Below are 16,321 nucleotides of genomic sequence, written 5' to 3' on the forward strand. Positions count from 1 at the left end.
AAGAGGCAATGGCTCAATAGAGGCCTTGGGGGGCTGTCAGAAGCTGCTCGCGCAACGCGGCAGGGAATTCGGCTCCCTCCGCGCCGAACCCGTCTATGACGGGACATTCCGTCAAGCACGGCCCGGTTCCCGGTTTGAAGACCTCGACAGCCGAATCGGGGTCTCCTGAAGCGGCCCGCCTGCCCGTGCGGCGGTTCACGCTCGCGAAGGTCAGGCCGTGCGGAACCGGGAAGTCCACGGCAGGTTTGCCGCGCATTGCCACCTTCATGAAGTCGATAAAGATCGGGGCCGCGAGTCCGCCGCCCGTTTCGCCGTAGCCCATCGGTTTCGGTGCGTCGTATCCCATGAAGACGCCGGTCACCAGCGTCGGGGTGTAGCCGACGAACCAGACATCCTTCTCGTCGTTCGTGGTCCCGGTCTTGCCGGCGACCGGTGCGCCGAGCTGCGCCACCCGGTGCGCCGTTCCACGCTCGACCACGCCGCGCAGCATCGATGTCACCTGGTAGGCCGTCATCGGGTCGAGCACCTGCTTGCGGGTGTCGCGAAGCACCGGCTCTTCCTGATGCTGCCAGCTTGCGGCGTTGCATCGATCGCAGCCGCGATCGTCGTGACGGAAGATCGTACGACCGTGACGATCCTGGATGCGGCCGATCATCGAGGGCTTAACGGCGTGTCCGCCATTGGCGAGGACCGCATAGGCCGAAACGAGCCGCGTCAGCGTGGTTTCGCCGGCTCCGAGCGACATCGGCAAGTAGGGGGCGAGCTTATCGTAGAGGCCGAAGGCGCGGCCGTATTCGGCAACGACGTCCATGCCCAGATGCCGGGCGAGGCGGACCGTCATCAGGTTGCGGCTTTTCTCAAGGCCGGTACGCAGAGTGGAAGGACCGCCGAATTTGCCGTCGTAGTTCTTCGGTTTCCAAAGACGGCCCGCCCCGTCCGGCATTGAAAAGGGTGCGTCCATGACCAGCGTCGCCGGCGTGTAGCCGGTATCCAGGGCGGCGGCGTAAACGAACGGCTTGAACGCCGAGCCGGGCTGGCGCAAAGCCTGCGTCGCGCGATTGAAGCGTGACTGTGCAAAGGAGAAACCGCCAATGCTCGCCAGCACGCGACCCGTATTCGGGTCCATCGACACGATCGCGCCCTGTACTTCGGGTATTTGTCGCAGGAGGTAACCGTCTTCCGCCTTCTCGACATGAACAACGTCCCCCGGCGAGAGGACCTTGTCGATGGAGTCGACCTGCCTGATCCTGCCTCCGGTAGAAAGCTTCAGCGCCCACCGCATGGTATTGCTGCCGATAAAGCCCGTTTCGGGGGTGGACGGCGAGTGCTCGGGACCAGGCTTCGCACCGCGAAGTCCGATGCGTACACCCGCATCGGAACGGGAGAGCACTACGGCGATCTGCCACTCCTTCACATCCGTCAAAGTCTTCTGCTCAGCCAAGGCGACCGTCCAGTCGGAGACATCGATATGTGCGACCGGCCCCCGAAACCCCCGCGCCTGATCGTACTCGACGAGGCCGGCCCGAAGCGCCTTCAGCGCAGCCCCCTGAAGGGTCGGGTCAAGCGTCGTGCGCACGGAAAAACCGGCATCATAGAGAGCCGCCTCGCCATATTGCGCGGCGACTTCCCGGCGCACTTCCTCGGCGAAATAGTTTGCCTCCGCCATCAAGGGGGTTTCGGCCCGAGGCTTAACGCCGAGAGGTCTCGCCATCATGCTGCTTGCCTTCGCGGCGCTGACGAAGCCGTTGCGCTGCATCTGGCCGATTACCCAGTTGCGCCGGCCGACAGCGCGTTCGGGATGCCGGTGCGGGTTGTAGTTGTTGGGTCCCTTCGGCAGAGCAGCGAGATACGCTGCCTCGGCAACGGTCAATTCGCTGACGGACTTGTCGAAATAGGTCAGCGCACCGGCGGCAATCCCGTAGGCCCCGAGCCCCAGGTAGATGTCGTTCAGATAAAGTTCGAGAATTCTGTCTTTGCTGAGCGAGTGCTCGATGCGGATCGAAAGCACCGCCTCCTTGATTTTGCGTTCAAGGGTGCGATCCGAAGAAAGCAGAAAGTTCTTTGCAAGTTGCTGGGTGATCGTCGAGGCTCCGATCATCCGTTGGCCGGAGCCCAGGTTCACGGCATTGGACCAGGCAGCGTTGACGATGCCCAGGACATCGATCCCGGAATGGGAATAGAAGCTCTTGTCTTCCGCCGAGAGAAAGGCTGCCTTCACGCGCGGCGGGATCGCGGCGATGGGCAGATACAGTCGCCTTTCCCTGGCGTATTCGGCAATCGGCGTTCCGTCATACGCGTAAAACCGCGTCATGAGCGCCGGCTCCCATTCTGCAAGCTTGCGGTGATCCGGCAGGTCCTTCGCGATTCCCGACAGATAAACGGCGCCCGTGCCGAAGATAGCCAGCAAGGCAGCCGAGGCGATGCCGAATATATAACCGATGACCTTCATGCCGATACCAGTGGCTCCGACCAGACAAAAACTTGACACAAGAATAGATGCCGCCCGTGGCGGATGCCGCGACGGTCGTGATTGAATGCCTGAAGCGGATGAGGAAAGTGTGTGCGGCCTTCCGCCCGCATCCCGCTCTAACCTGCTGGAATCGATTACGTTCGTGATCTTTGGCCTGCTCGACCAAAAATCGTCGTGATCTGATATTGCCTTGAACTGCGGGGGAGAATGGCAGAAGCGATAGCACTCGACAAACGAGCAATCTTGCGGGTAGGCATGAATCAAACTTGGTCTTAACGAAGCTGATTCGATGGAACTCCCAAAACTGCCCCTCAATGCATTGCGTGCCTTCGAGGCATCGGCGCGCCACTGCAGCTTTACCCGTGCCGGACTGGAGCTACGGGTTTCGCAGACTGCGATCAGCCATCAAGTGAAGTCGCTCGAGGATCTGCTTGGCGTCAAGTTGTTCCGGCGGCTGCCGAGGGGTCTCGCCCTTACCGATGAGGGGTCGGCGCTTGCGCCGGTGATGAGCGATGTGTTCAAGCGCATGTGTGCGACCATAAGCCGTTTCGAGGAAGGAAACTTCCAGGAAGTCGTGACCGTTGGCGTCGTCGGCACCTTTGCAATCGGGTGGCTGATGCAGCGGCTGCCGGATTTTCATGATGCACATCCGAACCTGGACCTCCGCATCCTGAGCAATAACAACCGCGTCGATCTGGCCGGCGACGGCCTCGACTTCGCGATCCGGTTCGGGGACGGGTCGTGGCATGGCACGGACGCAATGCATCTGTCGGTCGCACCGCTGTCGCCGGTCTGCTCGCCTCGGATTGCCGCTCGGCTAAAGGAACCGGTCGACCTCGCCGGAATCGAGCTGTTGCGTTCGTACCGATCCGATGAGTGGGCCCAATGGTTCCGGGCAGCGGGCGCCCAGCCTCCCATCCTGCGCGGCATGGTTTTCGATACCTCCCTGGCGCTGGCAGAGGCGGCCGCCCGAGGTTCAGGCGCAGCCCTCCTGCCGATCACCATGTTCGAGCATTATATCGAGAGCGGACGGCTGGTTCAGCCTTTCGACATCACGGTGGCAGCAGGTGACTATTGGCTGACATGGCTGAAGTCACGCCAGTTCACCAGGGGCATGACCGCGTTCAAGTCGTGGCTGAAGCAACAATTGTCCAACCCTGCCGGCGTGCCATAGGCGACAGGGTCGCTGCCGGGGCATCCCGCCCCGGCATACCTGGCTTCAGGCTGGTCGCCGCGCCCTCATGTCAAGGGCGAGTTCGCTGTCCTTGATTTCGCTGGTCGGCGCGAGCATCGAAAGTTCGAACGGCCGCAATGCGCTGCGTTCGGCCATGCGATGCGGCCAATCGGGGTTGACGAGCGCGCCGCGTCCGAGCGCGATCATGTCCGCTCCGGCTTTCATCACCTGCTCAGCGCGCGCAAGATCGTGCAGGCTGCCATTGGCGATGAGGAAGAGACGCGGAGCATGACGGCGGGCAAGCGACACGAGAGAGAAATCGCCGCCTTCGAAGGCCGGTTGCCAGGCTTCGAACTCCGTCACATGAGCGAAATTGGCCGGGCTGCCAGCCAGTGCTTCGAACACTCTCGCCGCCCCCTGTTCCCGCTCCGCCCACTTATGCCGGAAGTCGTTGACCTTCCCCTGGGAGAGGCGCAGGCCGAGCGGCACGGATTGGCCGATGACCGCGCGCACGGCCTTCAGCACTTCCAGGGACAGGCTCAGGCGAGCGACGATGTCGCCGCCCCAACGATCCTTGCGATGGTTGGTATAGTCGGTGAAGAACTGATCCAGGAGATAGCCGTTGGCGCCGTGGATCTCGATGCCGTCGAAACCGGCGACCTCGATCGCCAGGCGCGCGGCACCAGCGAAACCCTCTATCGCGGCGGCGATCTCTGCTTCGCTGATCTCGCGGGGCACGGCATAGGGGCCGTCGCCGCGGTAGCCGGTCATCTGGCTTCCCTTGGGGCGGACGGCCGAGGGACCGACTGTACCGGAACGGTGAGGATTTCCTTGAGACAGCGCGCCGCCATGCATGAGTTGCGCGAAGATCCTGCCGCCGGCCGCATGGACCGCATCGACGACGCGGCCCCAGGCCTCCGCCTGTTCCCGGTCGGTCAAGCCGGGCTGCCCCGAATAGGTCTGCGCATAGGCCTTGTCTGTGTAGATGCCTTCTGTCGTCACCAGGCCGAAGCCGCCGCGTGCGAAGCGTCGATAGTAGTGCACCATGCGTTCGCCCGGCACACCGGCGGACGAAGCGCTGATGCGTGTCATCGGAGCGACCGACAGGCGGTTGGCGAAATCAAGACCTTTGAGGCTTGTGCCGGTGAAGACCGGTGAGGGGATGATCGCCGGCGCGTTCATATCAGCGGCTCCCGTCGAGCGCGATGGCCTCAATCTCGATCAGCGCCTTTGGCGAATAGAGCGAGGAAACCTCGATGATGCTGTCGGCGGGATAGGGCGCGGAAAACCATCTGCGGCGCAGTTCTACGATCTTTGCGAAATTCTCCATGGAGCGCAGGAAAATCGTAACCTTGACGACCTTGTCGAGCCCGGAACCCGCGGCCTTCAAGGCGCGATCGAGATTGCCGAAAGCCTGCTCGGCCTGGCGGTCGAAGTCGCCCTCGCCGACGATCTCGCCATTGTCGCCGATTGCCGCCTGACCCGAAACGAAGACGAAGCCATTGGCCTTGATTGCCTGCGAAAGCAGGAACGGCGCATAGGGGTCCGGCTTCGTGACGACCTGTTCGAGAAACATGGGGTGTCCTTTCATGCTTGAGTTTTGCTCAGCTCGGCATTGTCGCCTTGCTCGGTCAGGGCAATATGTCGGTCCCTTCGCGCATTGACAAAGGAGCATTTCTCAGTCGATAGATGAGTTGAACTCATGCGTGAGGAAGTGATGAGAAAGCTGCCGCCACTTGGGGCATTGCGGGTCTTCGAGGCTGCTGCCCGCCGGCTGAGCTTCAAGGACGCAGCCGAGGAACTCAACGTTTCAGCGACCGCCGTCAGCCACCAGATCCGCCAGTTGGAGGAGACGCTGAACGTCAAGCTCTTCGAGCGCGCAACGCGGCAGGTGCATCTGACCGCCGCCGGAAAGACGCTGTTTCCAGTGCTGCGCGACGGCCTGGACCGCTTCGAACAGGCGATCGCAGACGTGCGCCGCCAGCAGGCGGGGCAGGTGGCGCGGCTCACTTCCACCGTCGCCTTCGTCGCGAAGCGGCTGGCGCCGCTCGCAGGTTCGTTTCGCGAGACGTATCCCGATTGGACCTTGCGGCTCGACGCCTCCAACCGGGCCATCGATCTGGAGGCAGATGCAGATGCCGCCATCCGTTTCGGCGGCGGGAACTATCCGGGGCTCGTTGCGGAGCCGCTGTTTGCGGATCGCTTCGCGCCGGTCTGCGCGCCGCGCCTGGTTCAGACCAGCGCTGCCGATCTCCGGCATGCGACGCTCATCCACTTTGATTGGGGTCCGGCACGGCGCGACGATCCGCGCGCGCCCGTTTGGCGCCAATGGCTGGCTCGGGCCGGCGTCGACGACGTCGACGCGAGCGCGGGAATTTCATTCACCGACGAAATCCACGCGGTCCAGGCCGTGGTGGCCGGGCAGGGGATCGGGCTGCTGAGCCTCACCCTGGTTGCGGAAGAGCTCGCCTCCGGCATCCTCGTTCAGCCACTCGAGCTGTCGCTCGAAGGCGACCGCTGCGATCTGGTCTATAGCCCGCGCATGGCCGACCGGCCTGCGACGCGCGTGCTGCGCGACTGGGTGATTGCGCAATTCGGCGGCACGGAGCATCGACTCGGCCGGCGGTCGCTTGCCCAGCCTCGCGCTTAGACTAGTGCCCATCCATAAACAGCAAGTATTTGGAATTGTTGCGGAAAACGCGCTTTTTGTGCGGGCAAGGCCCGGCGGTTTTAGGTACACTTTAGCATCAAGCCACTGATTCTAAAGACAAACCCGCAACCGCCGGAGCCGACAATGCGCCAAGAACGCACCGTCCAGGGCAGCATATTCGATCTTTTCGCCGAGCACGAGATCGGTCGTGAGTTGGAGGCGATGTCGCAGTGGCTGGACGCCCATCGCGATCTTTTGAATTTGGTGACGTCCGATCTGCGCCGACAGGGGGTCACGGAGACCGGCCGGCAGGATTTGCCGTCGGAGGCGGTGCTGCGCTGTGCTCTTCTCAAACAGTACCGCCAGTTGAGCTACCAGGAGTTGGCGTTTCATCTGGAAGATTCCGCCTCGTTCCGGGCCTTTGCCCGGCTGCCATGGGGATGGAGCCCGAAAAAATCGGTCTTGCACAAGACGATCAGCGCGATCCGGGCGGACACCTGGGAAGCGGTCAACAAAATGCTGCTGGCCAGCGCCCGGCAAGAAAGGTTGGAAAGCGGCAAGATCGTGCGTGTGGACAGCACCGTCACGGCGGCGCTGATCCACGAACCAAGCGACAGCAGTCTTTTGTGGGACTGCGTGCGGGTGATGGTTCGTCTTCTGCAGCAGGCGGATTCGCTGGGCAGCACTATTCCCTGGCACGATCACTGCCGCGCGGCGAAGAAGCGGGCTCGGGTGATCGAGTATACCCGCGGTCGCCCGAAACGGGTTCAGCACTACCGCGCTCTGCTCAGGATCGCCCGGAACACCCTGGATTATCTGCAGCAGGCGGCGGCACACTTGCCGCTGGCGGCAGGTCCGGCGGGCAAACTCTGGCAGGCCCAGCTTCGCCACTATCAGCCACTGATCACGCAGATCATCGCCCAGACCGAGCGGCGGGTGCTGGCCGGCGAAGCGGTGCCGGCCGGCGAGAAGCTTGTCAGCCTGTTCGAACCACATGCCGACATCATCGTCAAGGGCAGCCGCGACGTCGATTACGGACATAAGCTCAATCTGACCACCGGCAGGAGCGGACTGATCCTCGATCTCGTCATCGAAGCCGGCAATCCGGCCGACAGCGAGCGGCTCTTGCCCTTACTGGAGCGCCACATCGCCTTCTATGGCGAGGCGCCGCGGCAGGCGGCCGCCGACGGCGGCTATGCAAGCCGTGAAAACCTGCGCCAGGCCAAGGCCTGGGGTGTGCGCGACATGGCCTTCCATAAGAAGAGCGGCCTCAGGATCGAAGACATGGTCAGGAGCCGCTGGGTGTATCGAAAGCTCAGAAACTTCCGGGCCGGCATCGAGGCCGGCATCTCCTGCCTGAAGCGAACCTATGGCTTGGCCCGCTGCACCTGGCGCGGGCTTGACCACTTCAAGACCTACGTCTGGTCCTCGGTGGTCGCATACAATCTCGCCCTCTTCGCCCGTCTCAGGCCGACCTGACGCCGGTCATCGCGCCGCGTTCAGGAACACGCCGCGAGCGCCGGCCGATGCCACACGACCCTATCGCCGCCAAATCGCCCTTCGACCACAACCTGCAAGCCCGGTGCCATCACGCCTCCCGAAAAAAGACCGCGTCAGCGAGCAAAACACCTCTAAAACCCTGAAAAACAGGCGTTTATGGATGGGCACTAGACTAGAGGCGCGACACCGCCAGCCCGATAGAAATGCGACACTAGACTTCAGCGCTTGCTGACACGGACATCGCCCGACGCTCTTCCACGGTCAGGTGCTACAATGCCATGCAGCGCATAGCTTGACGGGAGCCAACCAGGGCTCAACCCCAACTCTAACCCGTGCGCGAAAAGCCTATCGTCGACCCATGCGTTGAGGCTCTTCGTGTCAGCGTTTGTCGTCATAGATTCTGCCGGCGGCGCAAGCACGCCATCACTGATAACTATGACTTCTATGTCGCCGACTTGACTGCGTAACGAAACGGGACCAACTCATCCAAGGGCGCATGGGGAATCGCCATTGAGGATCTCAAGGGCCGACCCTCAGGAGGCATGCTATGCGAAGGTTCAGGATAATCTATCGGATGAATAGGTTGGACTCAGTTCGCGCGATGCTCCCGCCGATTTGCCCGATCACCACACTTGTACGACCTGCCATTAGTTTGCACTAATGCGATCGCCGGCATTTGCATGCCAAACAGGCTCCCGTGGTCTATGCAAACTCGTTGCGAGTATAGGTGCTTCGCCGGAATGGAGTTAAGCAGGCTGCTAGGCACGGTAGGGTAACGCAGAGGAGAAACCATTTGCTAAATAGCCATTGCGTTTCTGGATTTTCTCTTGCCTGCACATCCACCAGCTATATTGGAAAGGTCGTATGATACAATCTTGCAGTGCGGTGGCCGGGCTCATCTTGCTTTCCTGCCTTGCTGGTTGTGCTACGCAGCGCGTGGACCTTGCAACACTGCCCGATACTCACTCCCCAGCGTCGCAAAGCACTCAGGCGACGCGGTCACACCCTAGTTCCGGAACCTTCGACCTCCTCTACATCACCGACCGCGCACCTGTAACCACCTCGGACGGCAAATTGTCTTATAGTGCTGAAAGAGCCATGTCCTTGAGTTTCGGATCGGTATCGATCACGCCGACAGGCAAGCCTCCTGCCAGCAAAAGTGGGTTGCGTGTCAGCGCGGTTTCAGAAACTAGCCGGTTTCCGGCGACACCTTACGGCATTGAGGCGACCGCAAACGGGCTGAGCCGCCCGCTGGCGGCTGTCTCGGCCCACGGCCAGGCCGCCGCATCGCTGCAGGCCGAAGTCGCGCGTCGTCTCGCAGCAGCCGATCGTAAAGAAGTCGTGGTCTTTGTTCACGGTTACGGTAACAGCTTCGACGACGCCGCGCTCACCACAGGCGAGATTTGCAGGTCGCTGCAGAACCAGTTTGTCTGCGTTGTCCTGACTTGGCCTGCTGGAGGATCCGGCGGCTTATTCTTTGGCTACAACATCGACCGCGAGTCGAGCGAATTTTCAGTCGCGGACCTTAAGAAAGCCATTCGCATCATCGCCGAAACTCAAGGGGTCGAGCGGCTTCACCTCTTGGCGCATAGTCGCGGAACCGATGTGCTCGCGAGTGTGGTCCAGCAACTCAGCATTGAAGCCTATGTCAGCCGATCCTCAATGTGGCAGCGCTACAAGATCGCGAATGTGGTGTTCTTCGCTCCCGATATCGATCTCGACGTGGCTTCTTCCAAAATGTTCGCGTGGGTATCGGATCCAGATCTTGCCTTCGGCAGCAAACCAAGGCCGAGCACGGTCCCGCCTCAAGGCCCTCTGCATCTCACGGTTTATTCGTCGCCCGGCGACAAGGCGCTTGGGGCATCAACGCTGCTCTTCGGCAGCGCCTTGCGGCTGGGGCAGCTCGCTGTCAACAGGCTTCCCAAAAACAGGAGCGAAGCGGCGTCCAAATGGGCAGGGTCTCAGATGGGTGATTTAGTCGATTTCATCGAGTTTTCAGGTGGCGGCTTCATTGGCCATAGCTACTTCTTGTCGGATCCCGCTGTTAAAGCTGACTTCGTTGCGCTCATTCGCGACAGAGCGAAGGCGGGCGATCCCCGTCGCCAAATCATCGAAATCAAACGGCCTTTCTGGCGGGTATCGGATGTCCAGCAGGCCCTGTGATGATCGCTTTCGGGACCTCGAAGCGATCCTGCAGAAGAGCAGCTCCGGTCCTGAGAGCCGACTAGGGGATCCGATCGCCAACCTCGTAACGCAATTGGGTGTCACGCTCTTCGACCGGCTCTCGACGAAGAAGCCGCAGCTGACTTTGGAGGGCAGGAAGGTCCTCGCCGAAGCCAAGAGCGTCGCCCATGGCACCGACAATGTTAGGGCAAAAGTAAAAGCATGCTCCGCGGCGTAGAGCCGGAGGTGCACCTTGCGCTGGACGTCATGCTTCCTGCCGCCCGCGACGCGCTGAAAGCCAAGCATATGCTCCTCAAGAAAGGCATTGGTTGGGGCAACATGCCCGAACCAATGGTGAGAGATGACATCGAATCAGGTCGCCTCGTACACTCAATCTGCCAGACTGCAAAGGCGGGCCATATCGCCTTCAAGCGGTTTATCGTACCGACCCGCCGCCAGGGCCTGCTGCCCGGTTTCTGATCGATCTTTTCCAGAGGCAGGACATGGATAAAGCCGTGCCTCCTGGCGCGGCGATCTTCGATTGCATCAACCGCGCTTAGTACGTAAATAAAAGCGTCTGTGAATTCGAACGCTCAGACCCGGGCCTCTTCTTTCGTTCAGAGAGAAGGGGCCTTTTTGCGCGCAAAGCCTGGGCGCGTTAAGACCAGCGATCGCTTTTCTCGCCATCTAGCATCGCGACCGCATCGGCTTCGATACGGCGGCAGAGCCCCTCATATTCCGCCAACAGATCCTCACGGCATGGGATCTCCTTGCGGAGCTCGTCACGCGTTAAAGCAGTGACCTCGTAAACTTTACAAAGGCTCTGAAACGCCAGCCGGTGGGTGCTCGGGATTTTGTCGCGGTAACGGGGCAGGGCGAGCTTGAGGCGTGCTTTACCCGCCCGGATGAAGGCTATTCCCGAGTTCATCTGGTCGCGCAGCATATCGTCTTCGTCCGGATGCTCGCCCGCTTCATTGCCGTTCATGGGTGCTCCTATCCACGAGCGTTCGCAGTAGCGGCATACCGTTCATCCAGCTCTTGCACAAACAAAAATCGGAGACTCATGGCTCCGGAAGCTCTTCCCGTCGCTCTCGATTGCAGCTTTCAGATCATGCCGGAATTTATCTGACGCTGGCGCACGTAGGCTTTTACAGCCGCCTCTAGGCTCTTGCACTTTTTCTCCGAATTGAGCAGAGCGTGATCATCTTTCTCGGGGGCGCAGCGAAGAACATCACGCCGCCTGCACGCGTACTCGTAAGACCAGACACAGGTTCAGAAACCAAAAATCTCGATAAATCCAAGAGTTGTCGCGCAACTCCGGCGCAGCCAAAAGTAAACGGTCCATCCCTGCCTTCTGTGTATCCATGGCGTTTGCTTTCGGTCGCGAGGCCAATTCGCCTCAATGGAGCTGTTAGGAAAAAGTTCCACTACGTTGCCCCATAAAAGGACCGCGGCGGGTAATGAGCTTGATCGGCATTGCCGCGCTTCGAAGCATGTCAGTTATAAGGTGAGTTGCACGGCCGGCGTGCGCCATCAAAGGGCTGAAACGTATCGTCTGATAAGCGATACGAGGCGTAGCGTTCCTGGCACCAGCGAAGATGCGCGTTGGCGTCGAATTGGACCCTTTGCCTCTGGCGCGGGCGCGATCTGTCCACCGCTCTGGGCAAAGGGCCTCCCACCCTCGCACCGGGGCCTACGCTGATATCAGGAGCCCTGCCGCGATAGCGGGAGCCGTAGTTCGGATATCGCTGCTGCAGGAAGTCGCGGTATTCCCTCTCGATGAAGAGGTTGTGGTTGCTGCTGCCCATGGGACTGCCGACGCAAAAGCTGCACGTCTGGGCTTGCGCCGGCAGCATACCTATCGCTGCGGCAATCACCGCAAAGGCGAGCGTTGCTGAAGCTTTCACAGACCTCACCCTTTCTGCTCGGAGAAAACGATCGATGGGCCTGTCGTCCCATGTCCGTTCCCATTTCAACTGAATGTGGATCAATGGCGAGGCCCGTCAAGGGCTGCGGCCGGTGACGAGCCTCCCGGCCGCCTACGAGGGGCGAGACGACCCAGTTCCAGTTTAGGCCTGAACACTGTGAGCTGCCATTAACCAGTGCGGCTTAGCCCGCCTGACTCTGCACCGTTTTCGACAGACGCGCTCTTCGTTTGGCTCCGGCACGGGGAGACCTATTCCACGGCCGAGCTGGGGAAGGTGCCCGCCGGCGAGCGACCGCAGCCGAGCGTCGAAGAGGAGCTGCCGGCATTCGAGTGGTCGTGTTTCGAACGTCAAGTGACGCCCGAGAACTTCTGATGCTCGAGCAAGTAGGCTATTGCAGCCGCCTGTAGGCTGTCGCACTTCTTCTCGGACCGAAGTAGCGTCCGGTCGTCTTTTTGGGGCGCGCATCGCAAGACATCCCGTCGTAGACACGCCTCTTCATAGACTGTGCATAGCTTCAGAAATGTGAAGTCTTGAGTCATCCAAGTGTTGTTCGCAGTTCGCGCGCGGCCAGTAGCAGCCGTGCGGCGCGACGCCGGAAGATCAGCGGAGGATTGACCGGACCGTCGTGGGCATCTGCGCCGCTTCGGTGTGGACGAAGTGGGAATGCGCCCGCCACGGCGAAGCGCAGCAGTAAATCGCATTACACTACGAGGGGAGGGGCTTGGCTGACACAGGAAACCGAAAAGATGGTCGCAACTCCGAAATGGCGCTTTGAATATAACCTCAACACCCTGGTCATCATATTCGGCTTCGCTGGCCTCATAGCGTGGGGCGCGACCTGGGAGAGGGTGAAGGCCAATCAGGACTCGCAGGCCAATTCGATCGATCGCCTCGACAAGCGCCTGACGGCGGCAGAGGTGTCTCTCCGGCAGATCGACAATCACGAGCTCCGGATCCCGGCGGTGGAGAAGCAGGCGGCCGAGGCGGCCACCTCAATGAAGGCCGTCGAGAATACGCTCAACAGCCTTTCGATCAATACGCGTGTGATGCGCGAGATCCCCCAGCGCATCGAGGCCAGCCAGCGCGACGGGGCTCAGCTGCTGCGGTGAGATGGCAGCGCCTCTATGAAGGGGAACGAGAGACGCTGCCTGGCGGGCCGACGAGGTGAAGTGTGAAGGGATAAAGTCGACCTCGCTGAAATAGCCGCTTCAGGGCAAAGCGACTGCTAATGAACTCCTTGCCCCGGCGTTAGTTCCAAGTCTTCTTCCTCGCGCCTTGCCGCGGTCCCTCACGAAGCCTCAGATCTGTTGACAAAAACGGCAGCACCCTGAAGCTACAAAGGGTGCTGCCTAGCAGTTCTGGAGAACGTCACATTAATTTTCCATCAGCAGCCCGCCTTAGTCAGCGGTGTCCTCTAACCGCGGGCTTAGCTGATGGTTCCCAAAAACTAACCAGGCTGGCGCTTGCGAAGTGAGGGCCGCGTCTCAAAGGGCGATCCATGCGGAGGCGAACAGTGCAATGACAATAAGCAGTACTAGGATACCGGCCACATTGAGCGAGTCCATTTCATTGTTCTCCTCAGACTCCCACGGCAGGTGAACACGTCAACCGTCATGAGGTTCCCGCCCTTGCCGGCGTACGGTCGGGTCCTTATCCTTCTTGTTGCTACATGGAGAAGCCTCGTGTCATGGGTTCATCTATTTCAAGTACCGCTCGAGTGAATGCACTCTCGCCAGCGGCACCTGGGCCGCTTTCCTTTTAAGTATTGGATTTCAGCTTATCCGTTTCGACGCCGAAATGCCTGGCGTATGTAGTTTTAAGAAGGAGTTTCGGATGAAATCGTTTCGAAGCATATCTGCCGCGACGCTCTTGCTTTACAGCATCGATGCAGCTTCTGCTGCCTGCGTTGTTCCCCAGGGAGCAAACCTCGCTGAACATGTCATGCTAAGAAACACATGCGAACAAGATGTTATGGTTCGAGTGTTGGTGTACAGCAATACAGGCCACGAAGAGACGAGATTTTACAGGCTGCGAGGACGCCCTAGCCACGAGGCGCACTGGGAAAGGCGGATATTCATTGGAAATTTCCACATGGACATTGTCAACGAGAGTGACTGGGATTTCACGAAGGGCGCCGATGTCAGTCGCTTTCAGATTTTGAGAGAAAGGCCTGTTGGAAATGGAGATACTGCACTAGGGATAATGAATCCGGATCCTGATCAGTACATGGTCTTTAAAGTTGACGTGGTCGAGAAGGGAAAATTGGCAGGAACATTACACGGCATCTTGCCCCCAGGCGGCTATGCCGCGCGGATCGCTTTTAGGCTTAAGGGTGAGTCGTCGAGTGAAAGCTATCTCAAGATCCGAGCTGCCTCGCTCGACCCGCTTTAGAAAGCCCGAAACGTCACTCGTCCGCTTGATCCTCCTCGGCCGGCGCGAAACTGCTGCTCGAAGGCCTCTTCCCAATTCCGATGGCAGGAGGCGCCGACGTGCTTCAAAGGCTCGAAATGGTATCGCGCCAGAAGTGCGGCCGAGATTATCCGCGCCATCTCCTTTCGCGCGCCTTCTGCTTTCAGCCGGTCGCGGTCGCAGGCGGCCCGCCTCAGTTCGAGCGGGATCGCGTAGAGCGTCTGCGTAACGAATGGCGCGATCGCCGGAGACCGCAACACCGTCTCCACATCGAAGATGGCAAAGGCCCCGAAGGATTCGGCAATACCCCTGGCGAGCTCCTGGACGCCGCGCACCTCGACGGGACAGCGATACTGGTCGAGGCCGGCATAGGCCCGCCTTTGGTGCGGAGGCATTACCGCAAGATCGATTTCGATCGCGGTTCCTATTTCATCTTCAAGTGTTCGCATGATGCGCGCCTTCGTCGTTGCCGCCCCTGATTGCTGAATTGGCGCCGCATCGCCACCGATCATTCGCAATATGTTCTTACCATGCACGGAGTCAATGTGGACTTTCCCGGCTGATTACCGTGCTGTCAAAGACGTGCATGCAGCCCAACCACCGACGACATACCACTCTGATCTCCAGCTCATCTGTCGACCAGGCATTCCAAGAATCTTCTGGGAGGGGGTGGATACGGAGGACCAGACTCGGGTTGGGACGGCTTCAGGCGTCTTGTTGGGCCAACGTCCGATCTGACGCAATAGGATCGAGACTGTCATCCGGGTCTTTCGCCCAGTTTATAGGTCCTGACCCTAGGGCACCGTCATCTAAATTTACGTGAACGACTACCGAGAGGCGACGAATTTTATCCGGGCACCCGATGCCAAAGGCGCTTTACTCGTACGCGGGGCGGCTGACGAGGTATGACAAGGATTATCTCATGCTGCCGAAATCGCCTAACGGTCGTACAAACATTGGCACCGTGAGCCTTGACGCTAAAGAGCTAGCGGTCGCGGGAGACGATTCCCTTACCTTGACATTGTCGCATGAGGAGCCTGCTGACGCGGCGAAAGCCAATTGGCTGCCGGCGCCGGAGGACCAGTTCGCGCGGATCATCGCGCCTATGTGCCTGGGCAGCCGATCCTGGACAATACATACACTTTCCCGAACGTCGAGCGTCGATAATGCTGCCGCGGCTTGCCGTGCTCTGTCCGGGGCGTCGGGCGAGCAGTTCCTGGAAGGTGGAATGGGCCGCCGACGACTCAGCCATTGACTCTACGGATGAGAAAAAGAAACGGAGTGCATGGCAAGCCACCATCTTTGCGTGGCTCAAGCCGTTGATGCCGTCGCGGTGGCTGCCTGGTATAACGTGGCCAGACTGGTGACACAGTCGTGCAAGACGAATATCCGATCTACCCTCGGGCGAACGCAGGGATCTGGTACCGGCGGCGGTAGGCGCCCGGCGTCATCCCAGTGATGCGCTTGAACAGGAAGCGAAAGAACGAGGCGTCCTCATAGCCGACGCGCGAGCTGATCTCGTCGACCGGCGAGCTCGTACGTTCCAGCCTGCGTTTGGCGTCTTCGATGCGCAGGCGCTGCACGTAGGCGATAGGCGCATGGCCAGTTGCGGCGGTGAGCGCCGCGTGAACGTGCGTTCGGCGAGTTTCAACCGCCAAATCATCTCGTCGACCGGATTAGCGACCGAAAATGGTTGGCTGGCCAGGCCTGGGCGCTTTGGATCTCGGCATCGCCATGGTCGCTCCTACCCGCAAATATCTATAAGGGGCAAGCACGTCCTGATGCCATTGCAGCGCGAACATGCGCGCAACTTCCTGTGCGACTGTGGCGCCAACGTGCGGCCTCGGTCGCCGGCTAGTGTCAGAAGGCTCCAACAGCGGCCCAACGCCCAGGAGAAACGAGAAACCTGGAAAAGCACCGATCGGCAGGTAGCCTGAAGGACATCGGGCGAGGGGACGACCTTCGACACGGCGTTCAATACGACTGAACGGACGCACAGCGTTGTAGGTTCGTCTTCGAAATGGGTA

Annotated in this window: 15 protein-coding genes and 3 pseudogenes; 9 read left to right on the forward strand and 9 right to left on the reverse strand. The window is 60.3% G+C overall.

What is annotated here, in order from left to right; all coding sequences use genetic code 11:
- Positions 1 to 13 precede the first annotated feature (13 nt).
- Entirely contained in the window at positions 14 to 2,449 is a 2,436-nt protein-coding gene (locus ACFHWW_RS24700) for a penicillin-binding protein 1A (protein WP_379941388.1), read from the reverse strand.
- 310 nt (positions 2,450 to 2,759) lie between these two features.
- On the opposite strand from ACFHWW_RS24700, the gene ACFHWW_RS24705 reads away from it, so the two are divergent.
- Positions 2,760 to 3,644, forward strand: a complete 885-nt coding sequence (locus ACFHWW_RS24705) for a LysR family transcriptional regulator (RefSeq protein ID WP_379941390.1) — start codon at positions 2,760 to 2,762, stop codon at positions 3,642 to 3,644.
- Positions 3,645 to 3,689: 45 nt separating this feature from the next.
- Here the strand turns inward: ACFHWW_RS24705 and ACFHWW_RS24710 are convergent, their stop codons facing one another.
- Complete coding sequence (locus tag ACFHWW_RS24710) at positions 3,690 to 4,826, reverse strand: NADH:flavin oxidoreductase (protein WP_379941392.1); 1,137 nt, start codon at positions 4,824 to 4,826, stop codon at positions 3,690 to 3,692.
- A 1-nt stretch (position 4,827) separates the two neighbouring features.
- On the reverse strand, positions 4,828 to 5,220 hold the full coding sequence (locus ACFHWW_RS24715) for a RidA family protein (protein ID WP_324764875.1): 393 nt from the start codon (positions 5,218 to 5,220) through the stop codon (positions 4,828 to 4,830).
- Positions 5,221 to 5,346: 126 nt separating this feature from the next.
- Here ACFHWW_RS24715 and ACFHWW_RS24720 point away from each other — a divergent pair, with 126 nt between their 5' ends.
- From ACFHWW_RS24720 to ACFHWW_RS24740, 5 genes and pseudogenes are all read left to right on the forward strand, one after another.
- Positions 5,347 to 6,294, forward strand: a complete 948-nt coding sequence (locus ACFHWW_RS24720) for a LysR substrate-binding domain-containing protein (protein ID WP_379941395.1) — start codon at positions 5,347 to 5,349, stop codon at positions 6,292 to 6,294.
- Positions 6,295 to 6,438: 144 nt separating this feature from the next.
- The gene (locus tag ACFHWW_RS24725) at positions 6,439 to 7,773 is read left to right on the forward strand and encodes an ISNCY-like element ISRm17 family transposase (protein WP_379941397.1); all 1,335 of its coding nucleotides are present in this window, start codon (positions 6,439 to 6,441) and stop codon (positions 7,771 to 7,773) included.
- Between the two features lie 814 nt (positions 7,774 to 8,587).
- Positions 8,588 to 9,957 (forward strand): annotated as a pseudogene (locus tag ACFHWW_RS24730) (alpha/beta hydrolase).
- Entirely contained in the window at positions 9,938 to 10,195 is a 258-nt protein-coding gene (locus ACFHWW_RS24735) for a hypothetical protein (protein ID WP_379941399.1), read from the forward strand. Before ACFHWW_RS24730 ends, ACFHWW_RS24735 begins: the two are co-directional and overlap by 20 nt.
- 8 nt (positions 10,196 to 10,203) lie before the next feature.
- Positions 10,204 to 10,437, forward strand: a complete 234-nt coding sequence (locus ACFHWW_RS24740) for a hypothetical protein (protein ID WP_379941400.1) — start codon at positions 10,204 to 10,206, stop codon at positions 10,435 to 10,437.
- Positions 10,438 to 10,615: 178 nt separating this feature from the next.
- Here the strand turns inward: ACFHWW_RS24740 and ACFHWW_RS24745 are convergent, their stop codons facing one another.
- The 4 genes and pseudogenes from ACFHWW_RS24745 to ACFHWW_RS24760 form a co-directional block, all read right to left on the reverse strand.
- On the reverse strand, positions 10,616 to 10,942 hold the full coding sequence (locus ACFHWW_RS24745) for a hypothetical protein (RefSeq protein WP_379941402.1): 327 nt from the start codon (positions 10,940 to 10,942) through the stop codon (positions 10,616 to 10,618).
- 119 nt (positions 10,943 to 11,061) lie between these two features.
- Positions 11,062 to 11,323: pseudogene (locus ACFHWW_RS24750) on the reverse strand (hypothetical protein).
- 130 nt (positions 11,324 to 11,453) lie between these two features.
- Positions 11,454 to 11,813 carry a BA14K family protein gene (locus tag ACFHWW_RS24755; RefSeq protein WP_379941523.1) on the reverse strand — a complete coding sequence of 120 codons (360 nt, stop codon included), beginning with the start codon at positions 11,811 to 11,813 and terminating at the stop codon, positions 11,454 to 11,456.
- Between the two features lie 419 nt (positions 11,814 to 12,232).
- Positions 12,233 to 12,489, reverse strand: a pseudogene (locus ACFHWW_RS24760) (hypothetical protein).
- Between the two features lie 142 nt (positions 12,490 to 12,631).
- Here ACFHWW_RS24760 and ACFHWW_RS24765 point away from each other — a divergent pair.
- Complete coding sequence (locus ACFHWW_RS24765; RefSeq protein WP_379941404.1) at positions 12,632 to 12,994, forward strand: hypothetical protein; 363 nt, start codon at positions 12,632 to 12,634, stop codon at positions 12,992 to 12,994.
- A 982-nt stretch (positions 12,995 to 13,976) separates the two neighbouring features.
- Positions 13,977 to 14,276 (forward strand): hypothetical protein, encoded by a 300-nt coding sequence (locus ACFHWW_RS24770; RefSeq protein ID WP_379941406.1) that lies wholly within the window; start codon positions 13,977 to 13,979, stop codon positions 14,274 to 14,276.
- On the opposite strand, the gene ACFHWW_RS24775 is transcribed toward ACFHWW_RS24770, so the two are convergent.
- Positions 14,273 to 14,743, reverse strand: coding sequence for a hypothetical protein (locus tag ACFHWW_RS24775; RefSeq protein WP_379941408.1), 471 nt, complete (start codon positions 14,741 to 14,743; stop codon positions 14,273 to 14,275). The two genes, ACFHWW_RS24770 and ACFHWW_RS24775, sit on opposite strands and share 4 nt — an antisense overlap.
- Positions 14,744 to 15,156: 413 nt before the next feature.
- On the opposite strand from ACFHWW_RS24775, the gene ACFHWW_RS24780 reads away from it, so the two are divergent.
- Positions 15,157 to 15,549 (forward strand): DUF1214 domain-containing protein, encoded by a 393-nt coding sequence (locus ACFHWW_RS24780; protein ID WP_379941410.1) that lies wholly within the window; start codon positions 15,157 to 15,159, stop codon positions 15,547 to 15,549.
- 139 nt (positions 15,550 to 15,688) lie between these two features.
- On the opposite strand, the gene ACFHWW_RS24785 is transcribed toward ACFHWW_RS24780, so the two are convergent.
- Complete coding sequence (locus tag ACFHWW_RS24785) at positions 15,689 to 15,952, reverse strand: helix-turn-helix domain-containing protein (RefSeq protein ID WP_379941412.1); 264 nt, start codon at positions 15,950 to 15,952, stop codon at positions 15,689 to 15,691.
- Between the last annotated feature and the right edge of the window lie 369 nt (positions 15,953 to 16,321).

The sequence above is a fragment of the Sinorhizobium sp. P24N7 genome (assembly GCF_042436655.1).
In the GTDB taxonomy this organism is placed as follows: domain Bacteria; phylum Pseudomonadota; class Alphaproteobacteria; order Rhizobiales; family Rhizobiaceae; genus Sinorhizobium; species Sinorhizobium meliloti_A.

Coding starts and splice junctions, on each gene's coding strand:
- ACFHWW_RS24770 (WP_379941406.1), top strand. CDS start 13,977: ATGGACATTGTCAACGAGAGTGACTGGGATTTCACGAAGGGCGCCGAT.
- ACFHWW_RS24745 (WP_379941402.1), bottom strand. CDS start 10,942: ATGAACGGCAATGAAGCGGGCGAGCATCCGGACGAAGACGATATGCTG.
- ACFHWW_RS24725 (WP_379941397.1), top strand. CDS start 6,439: ATGCGCCAAGAACGCACCGTCCAGGGCAGCATATTCGATCTTTTCGCC.
- ACFHWW_RS24775 (WP_379941408.1), bottom strand. CDS start 14,743: ATGCGAACACTTGAAGATGAAATAGGAACCGCGATCGAAATCGATCTT.
- ACFHWW_RS24720 (WP_379941395.1), top strand. CDS start 5,347: ATGCGTGAGGAAGTGATGAGAAAGCTGCCGCCACTTGGGGCATTGCGG.
- ACFHWW_RS24735 (WP_379941399.1), top strand. CDS start 9,938: ATGTCCAGCAGGCCCTGTGATGATCGCTTTCGGGACCTCGAAGCGATC.
- ACFHWW_RS24705 (WP_379941390.1), top strand. CDS start 2,760: ATGGAACTCCCAAAACTGCCCCTCAATGCATTGCGTGCCTTCGAGGCA.
- ACFHWW_RS24780 (WP_379941410.1), top strand. CDS start 15,157: ATGCCAAAGGCGCTTTACTCGTACGCGGGGCGGCTGACGAGGTATGAC.
- ACFHWW_RS24700 (WP_379941388.1), bottom strand. CDS start 2,449: ATGAAGGTCATCGGTTATATATTCGGCATCGCCTCGGCTGCCTTGCTG.
- ACFHWW_RS24710 (WP_379941392.1), bottom strand. CDS start 4,826: ATGAACGCGCCGGCGATCATCCCCTCACCGGTCTTCACCGGCACAAGC.
- ACFHWW_RS24755 (WP_379941523.1), bottom strand. CDS start 11,813: ATGCTGCCGGCGCAAGCCCAGACGTGCAGCTTTTGCGTCGGCAGTCCC.
- ACFHWW_RS24765 (WP_379941404.1), top strand. CDS start 12,632: ATGGTCGCAACTCCGAAATGGCGCTTTGAATATAACCTCAACACCCTG.
- ACFHWW_RS24715 (WP_324764875.1), bottom strand. CDS start 5,220: ATGTTTCTCGAACAGGTCGTCACGAAGCCGGACCCCTATGCGCCGTTC.